At 63.2% G+C, this 7,046-nt stretch carries 4 protein-coding genes and 2 pseudogenes; 3 read left to right on the top strand and 3 right to left on the bottom strand.

What is annotated here, in order from left to right; translation table 11 throughout:
- Window positions 1–377: 377 nt before the first annotated feature.
- The gene (locus tag CO664_RS14630; protein WP_037418625.1) at window positions 378–650 is read right to left on the bottom strand and encodes a hypothetical protein; all 273 of its coding nucleotides are present in this window, start codon (window positions 648–650) and stop codon (window positions 378–380) included.
- 795 nt (window positions 651–1,445) lie between these two features.
- Here CO664_RS14630 and CO664_RS14620 point away from each other — a divergent pair.
- Together CO664_RS14620 and CO664_RS14615 are read left to right on the top strand one after the other, a co-directional pair.
- A pseudogene (locus tag CO664_RS14620) lies at window positions 1,446–1,610 on the top strand (IS256 family transposase); the annotation flags it as partial.
- Window positions 1,609–2,673, top strand: a pseudogene (locus CO664_RS14615) (methyl-accepting chemotaxis protein); the annotation flags it as partial. The pseudogenes CO664_RS14620 and CO664_RS14615, both read left to right, overlap by 2 nt.
- A 238-nt stretch (window positions 2,674–2,911) precedes the next feature.
- Here the strand turns inward: CO664_RS14615 and CO664_RS14610 are convergent.
- Together CO664_RS14610 and CO664_RS14605 are read right to left on the bottom strand one after the other, a co-directional pair.
- Window positions 2,912–4,984, bottom strand: a complete 2,073-nt coding sequence (locus tag CO664_RS14610) for an ATP-binding protein (protein ID WP_097539159.1) — start codon at window positions 4,982–4,984, stop codon at window positions 2,912–2,914.
- Window positions 4,981–5,721 (bottom strand): response regulator transcription factor, encoded by a 741-nt coding sequence (locus CO664_RS14605; protein ID WP_097539158.1) that lies wholly within the window; start codon window positions 5,719–5,721, stop codon window positions 4,981–4,983. Before CO664_RS14605 ends, CO664_RS14610 begins: the two co-directional genes overlap by 4 nt.
- Window positions 5,722–5,925: 204 nt before the next feature.
- Between CO664_RS14605 and CO664_RS14600 the strand changes: the two genes are divergently transcribed.
- Window positions 5,926–6,963: an ABC transporter substrate-binding protein gene (locus tag CO664_RS14600; RefSeq protein ID WP_176536581.1), complete on the top strand. Its 1,038-nt coding sequence runs from the start codon at window positions 5,926–5,928 to the stop codon at window positions 6,961–6,963.
- Window positions 6,964–7,046 lie beyond the last annotated feature (83 nt).

Here is a 7,046-nt window from a genome sequence, read left to right as displayed (position 1 = left end):
GCGCAAAGAACTCGTGGACCGGAGATTGGTTCCGGATTGCTCGTTCACAATCAGAGCACGGCCGTGAGCAGGTGCGGATTTCAGGTGGGGTTGAGCGCCTTCACGCGCCGTCGATCGTCAGCCTGGTAGTAGGCACGGGGGTGGTTTGGCAGTTGGGTAAAGGCGGGCGTCACGTCTCCCAGCGACCCGTAAGGATCAGCTCGCGAGCTGCTTCCCGGGTCTGGGAGCTTGAAGGGTCGCATAAATCAGATTGCAGGCAAAAATTAGTGACGCCGGCCCCTGGGGTGTGACCGCTACTGACGTCGCCAAAATAGAGCAGCATCTCTCCGAGGGGGCAGAGGATACCGCTCTCTTTTCCAAGTACTCTGCGGCACGGCTTAATAGTGGTAATAACCGTAGATCGGCCGCGCGCGGCCTTTGCACTTGATTTCTTCCTTGTACCCGTCGTCGTCCCACTTGCGCTCGATCTTGCAGCGGCCGCGACGATACTCTTCCTTGTAGGCTCTCCGCTCGTATCGGGGTTCGTCATAATAGCCGCGCCAACGCCAGCGGCCATGACCGCTCTCATCTTTCCAAGGATCGGCCAGTGCGGTCCCCGCACAGGCGGTCAATGCTATGCCGGCGGCGGCTAACATGGTCGCGATTTTCATGTTCAGTCTCCTTGCGCCAGGTGCCGGGTCAACGCTCATGTGTTGAGTTGGTTTCTAAATCAGTCTGCCAACTCACATCCATAGGACCTTAGTCCGACTCCCAGGGGCAAAGGTCCTGCGCCCATTGCGAGTGTTGCTGCTTGTTCCAGATACCGTCAGGAGCAAGGCCGCGAACGACGGCTGTCGATCAACTCGGGTCTATCGGGTCTTCCGCTATGGCATCAAACACCGGATGGAAACAACGCGTTTTAGAAACCGCTTGGCGCGCAATTTCGAGCCCCTTCACGATCGGCGTGTATATGGCGGTTGCGATCTGGATTGCTTTTCTTGCGAGCGCCAAAACGGGTATTCCGGCGTACATATTCATGGCCGCGGCGTTTTTGCTGGTGATATTCGTCGACCCGCCCGAGCGGCTAGCGAGATTTAGAGAACGTCGACGTCGATCAAGCCCGCTGTCTTCAGCAGCCCAGCGGCGGTCTGACGCTGTAACGGTTCGCGGGGGCGAGCACCGGTAGCCGTCGCTACCGCGATGACCCCTTTGAGAGTCCGAGAGCAGCGCCTTTAAGTCCCTTCTGGGCAACTCTGGGACCTCAAGTTCTTGTCCGACTCGCCTTGTAAAAGGATGTCGTGATGTCCGGGGTCGCGTCACCACCAGTGGTGTAGCTGGGCGGTAGCGAAGCCGCTCGCGAGCGCGCCCTCGACAGCGCCGTAGCGAGCGAGCGGCGTAGCGGTGGTCATCGATGTTCCCCGGTAGGGTCGGGTTGCTGACACCAACCTGATTCGAAGGAACCATCGATGACCGACGACATGATGAACCTGCGCGCGCTCGTGGAGAAGACCCCGGATTGCGATCTCCTGCGCGAGATGATCGGCTTCGCCGCCGAGCGCCTGATGGAGCTTGAGGTGGGCGCCGCCACCGGCGCCGGCTTTGGCGAGAAGACCCCGCTGCGGCTGGCCCAAGACCTATGACAATGCCGATCTCGACCGCTTCGCCACCCAGGTGAACGAACTGGTTACTTCCGTCGACCGCGGCGTTGCCGAGACCCGCCGGGTGATCTCGGCATTGGCGGAGGGTAACCTTACGGAAACCATGCGCGGCGAGTTCCAGGGCGCCTTCGGCGAGCTTCAGTCCAATGTCAATCAGACGATGGCGAACCTGCGCTCCGTGCTCGGCGAGGTCCGCGGGGCGATCGACACGATCAACGGCGGCGCCGGCGAGATGCGGATTGCCTCGGGCGACCTCTCGAAGCGCACCGAGCAGCAGGCCGCCTCGCTCGAAGAGACCTCCTCGGCGCTGGAGGAAATCACGGCCGCGGTCAAGGGCTCGACGGAGCGGGCCACGGAGGCCAGCCACATGGTCGACGAGGCCCGCAAGAGCACCGAGCAGTCGAGCGCTGTCGTCAAGGATGCGGTCTCGGCCATGGGCAGGATCGAAGCGGCCTCCGGCGAGATCGGCCAGATCATCAACGTCATCGACGAGATCGCCTTCCAGACGAACCTCTTGGCGCTCAATGCCGGCGTCGAGGCGGCACGGGCCGGCGAGGCCGGCAAGGGCTTCGCCGTCGTGGCGCAAGAGGTGCGCGAGTTGGCGCAGCGCTCCGCCAATGCGGCCAAGGACATCAAGACCCTGATCTCGCGCTCGGGCACCGAGGTCGAGGCCGGAGTGAAGCTGGTGACGGCGACCGGCGCGGCGCTTACCCTAATCGAAAGGCATGTGGTCAAGGTCAACGAGCTCGTCCATTCGATCGCGACCGCCGCCCGCGAGCAGTCGATCGGCTTGTCGGAGGTCTCGACGGCGGTCAACCAGATGGACCAGGTGACGCAGCAGAACGCGGCGATGGTCGAGGAATCGACGGCGGCGACGAACCGGCTCGCGGACGAGGCGGCGAACCTCGCCCGGCTGATCGCCCGCTTCCGGCTCGAGGCGGGCGCGGCACCGCGCCTCGCCGCAGCCGACAGCATGCCGGCGGCTTCTCCCGCCCGGGCGCTCGGCCGCAAGCTCGCCGGCGCCTTCTGCGGATGAGCGGCGGCGGCCGCGGATTCGAGGAATTCGATCAAGGGTCTGTCTTAAGGACCGCATGTCCGTTCCCATGCCACCGGAACTTTTGTCGATCCTATGTTCGGCAGATGGGCTGCCTGGCGAGCCTCGTTCGCTGCCCGATTTTTACGTGGTAGACATTTTTTTCCGGGCGACATCGGTTTCGGATCGGCACAGAGGCAAACTCTGCTTGCGGAAGGTGCGCCGTTAACGCAAGCCGTCATTATTCGGTCGCGAGCTCCAGGGTAACGGTCGTGCCGGCGCCTATTCTGGATTCGATCCGAGCCTCACCGCCGCTTTGCCGGATGAAACCGTAGACGATGGCGAGCCCGAGGCCTGCTCCGCCTTCCTCGCCGCGCGTGGTGAAATAGGGCTCGAAGGCTTTGTCGACGGCCTCGGGCGCCATGCCGATGCCCGTGTCTGAAACCGCGACCGAGACTGCGCCCGGGGCAGATGTCGCCTTGATGGTGATGACCCCTCCGTTGGGCATGGCGGCGGCGGCATTGAGGCAAAGGTTGAGAATGGACTGCTCGAACAGGGCAGCGTCGAGCGACACTGCCGGAAGGCTGAAATCCAATGCAAGGCTGATTTTGCATTTCGGCCCAACTGCAATTTCCAGGACGTCGGCCATGCCGCGAAGAACGCCCGCCACATCCACCGGCGTGGGGTTGAGCGGATGCTGGCTGCCGACGGACAGCATGCTGGACGCAAGCGCCCGGCCGCGATCGGCCGCCTTGCGGATGCGGGCGATATGCCTCTTCTGGCGTTCGTTGTAGCCCGTCTCCCGCTCCAGAAGACCGAGACTGCCGGTGATGATCCCGATCATATTGCCGACCTCGTGGCTCACCTGATGCGTCATGCGCATGATACCGTCGAGACGCTGCGCCTTTGCCGCGTCCGCCTCCTGACGATCCATGTCCGTCACGTCGCGGGCAAGCAGCACGATGCCGCCATCCGGCTGGCGCGATAGCGAAATTTCGACGACGCGGCGAGCCTCGGAGCGGTGGCGCAGCACCATGCGATCGGCAAGCGTTCCTGCTTCGCCGCCGCAAGGCAGAAGCGAGGGGTCGACCTCCGGCACGCCTTCGACGAACCGTCTCAAGGGCAGCCTTCGCGCCGCACCTGATTGCCCGACCAGTTCGATGACGCGGCGGTTCATGGTGATCGGCCGCCCGGTCGCGTCGAACAGGGCGATACCTTCATTCATGTTGCGAAAGGTGGAACGAATGGTCCGTGCCGCAGCTTCGGCGGTGCGCCGTAAACGGGAGACGCGGTCGACGCTGTCCTTGAAGGCCTTGAATGCCTGAAGCAGCCGCACGAGTTCCGTCTCGCTGCCGGCGTAAACGGGTGGCCGGACATCGCTCTCGCCCCTTGCGAGGTCGTTCATGCCGTTCGACAAGGCGACGATACCGCCGGAGACCCGCATTACCGAGCGTATCGACACGATCGCCATCAGCAGGACGAGGAGCGAGGCGGCGGCGACCGTGAGCAGCAGGCGGCTGAGCGCCTCGGAGGCGGAGGCAAGGTCTTCGTTGAGGCTGCGGGCGATGGCGTCGCTTTGCGCCTCCGTCGCATGCGAGAGATGGCGCGACGCCGAATGCAGACGCGTGACCGAGCCTCTAACCGCGAACATCTCGAGGAGGTATCTCGTCTGGGCCTCGAAGACACGCTCATAGGGGGCAAGCTCCGCCGTTGGAATGGTGTTGAGCGTGGTCTCGGCGACGTAGCGCCGGCGCAATTCTCCGAGTTGGAAGAGACTGTCCGAATTCGATGCGGACTGGACGATGGCATTCAGCCTCTGGCGCAGGGCGGCATTCGCCACCGTTTGGCTGGTCGCGATCTCGCCGATCGCCGCCGCGGCTGCGGCCTTGTGCTGCTGGGCGGATTCGGCATCGCCCGCCAGCACGAGTGTTCGGGCGCGGACATCGTCGAGCAGGTCCAGCATTTCTTCGATGGGGAAATTTGCCACGATGGCTGCGTCCGCCTGCGGTCTGATCGTCCTCAGCAGGTTGTCGACCTGCGAGACGACTGCGCGGCTTTCACTCGCCACGCGATAGGGCGAGGTCGCATTCATCAGCAAGGGGGCACTGGCGACGAGGTCCGAGACGTGCCTGGACACGAGTGACGCCTTGGCGAGGCTCGTGAAAGCATGCGTGCCATAGGCCGCCATCTCATTGCGGGCTTTCTGCAATCCGTAGATGGCGATGACGGCCAGGCTGAAAACCAGAAAGCAGATGAAGACGATCGCAAACGGCAGACGGAAAGCGATGGAGGAAAGGAACGGCCGGCTGATCACGAAATCGGCTCGACTTCGTCGGTGTGCAGAACATAGCCCTTACCGCGGCGTGTCTGGATGTGGCGCGGCAGGTCGGGGTTGCGCTCGATCTTGCGCCTCAGGCGCAGCACCAGTACGTCGACGTTGCGGTCAATATAACGCTCGCTTTCGGCGCCAAGGCGATCGAGTATCTGGGCGCGGCTGACGGGAGTGTTGGGCTGCTCGGCGAGAATTTCGAGCAGTGCGAATTCGGCGGCCGTTAGTGTCCGGCTGCGATCGGCGAGGCAGACGGCACTGCGCGCCTTGAGATCGACCGCCCAGTCGCCGAGGCGGAGCGACGCGGCTGGCTGGTCGCGTTCGCTCTCCTTTTCCGGCCGCAGCGACGGAACGGTACGACGCAGCACCGCCTTTATGCGCGCCGTCAGTTCGATCGGCTCGAAGGGCTTGACGACGTAATCGTCTGCGGCCGTCTCCAGCCCTAGCACGCGATCCGTCGCGCTTCCGGCGGCCGTGACCATTATGATCCCGATGTTGGTCTGGGCGCGCAGCCGCTGGGCAAAGGCGCGTCCGGATGTTCCCGGCAAGTTATGGTCGATCAGCACGAGGTGGACCGTTTCCCGCGCCAGGATTTTGGACGCATGCTCCGCTGATGGAGCGCTCACCGGGAGCCAGCCCTCGGCTTCGACCAGGTCGGAGATAAGCTCCGCCATGTCCGTATCGTCCTCGACGATCAGAATCCTCACCTTCTCCGTCAACACTGTGCAGTCCTCCCGCGGTCATCATAGGCGTGCCACGGCAAATGTTCAAAGCCTCGCTGGTTATGGGTGATTGTCACATTTGCAATTTTTGTAATGCGTGAAACGGTTGCGGTCCTGCGCTGACATAACGGTAACCATTCTCCGATTGCAGTGGCGGCCAGATCTGACGATGCTGGTTTCAGCGATTGGAACGGGGAGGTTCCGATGAGGGAGGCGAAGGTGAGGACAATCACCGCACTTGGCCTGGGGCTTGGCCTTTGGCTCGGATCATCAGGCATCAGCATGGCGGGCGCGACGCTCAATGTCCTTTGCGGCGTCGATGAGAGCTGGTGCGCGCTGATGGCTGCGGCCTTCCGGGCCAATAGCGGCACTGACGTCGTGATGACGCGCAAGAGCAGCGGTGAAATCCTTGATCAGGTTCGTGGCGAACGCCGATATCCGACGGTCGATGTCTGGTGGGGGGGCCCCGGCGACGCCCATCTTCAGGCCGGCTCCGAAGACCTGCTCCAGCCATATCGTTCATACCACGAGCGCGATTTGCTGCCCTGGGCGCAGAACTTCCTTGCCCTGTCCGGCGGCCGATCCGCGGGGATCTATGCCGGCGCGCTGGGATTTGCCTATAACTCCGAGCGTCTCGCGCGCTACGAGGTGCCGGCGCCGACATGCTGGAAGGATCTGACCAGCAGCGCCTATCGCGGCCGCATTCAAGCTGGTAACCCGAACTCGTCCGGAACGGCGTTCACGATGCTCGCGACCCTCGTGCAGCTCTTCGGCGAGGACGAAGCCTTCCGCTTCATGGGCGATCTCGACCGCAACATTGTGGAATACACCAAATCGGGCTCGGCGCCGGTCAAGGCTGCCGCTCGCGGCGAAACGCTGATCGGGATTTCCTTCATGCACGACGCAGTGACGCAAAAGCAATCGGGTTCGTCTCTCGTCATCGTCGCGCCGTGCGAGGGCACCGGCTACGAAATCGGGGCTGTGAGCATCCTCAAGGGCGCACGCAACCTGGAGATGGCCCGGCGTTTTGTCGACTTTGCCCTCAGTCCCGAAGGCCAAGCGACGGGTGTTGCAGCCGGACAGTATCAGGTGCCGTCCAACGCCCAGGCCGCGCTGCCAGCCGCGGCGCCCGACATCTCGATGATCAAGATCGTGGATTATGATTTCGCGACATTCGGATCGCCGGAGGAGCGAAGTCGGCTGTTGAGGCGCTTCGACACAGAGATCCTCGCCGCCAACTGACGTCGGCAAACAAACTCTAACGCAAACGAACGCTTCCCGAAACGGACCGCGACCTCGCGGCGCCGATGGCCGACGTCTTGCTC

The organism is Sinorhizobium sp. NG07B (genome assembly GCF_002532005.1).
Classification (GTDB): Bacteria; Pseudomonadota; Alphaproteobacteria; order Rhizobiales; family Rhizobiaceae; genus Sinorhizobium; species Sinorhizobium fredii_C.
This window is presented reverse-complemented; position numbering and strand designations above follow the sequence as displayed.

Bases quoted from the DNA above. Each gene is read 5' to 3' on its own strand.
- CO664_RS14630 (WP_037418625.1), bottom strand. From the start codon at position 650: ATGAAAATCGCGACCATGTTAGCCGCCGCCGGCATAGCATTGACCGCC.
- CO664_RS14600 (WP_176536581.1), top strand. From the start codon at position 5,926: ATGAGGGAGGCGAAGGTGAGGACAATCACCGCACTTGGCCTGGGGCTT.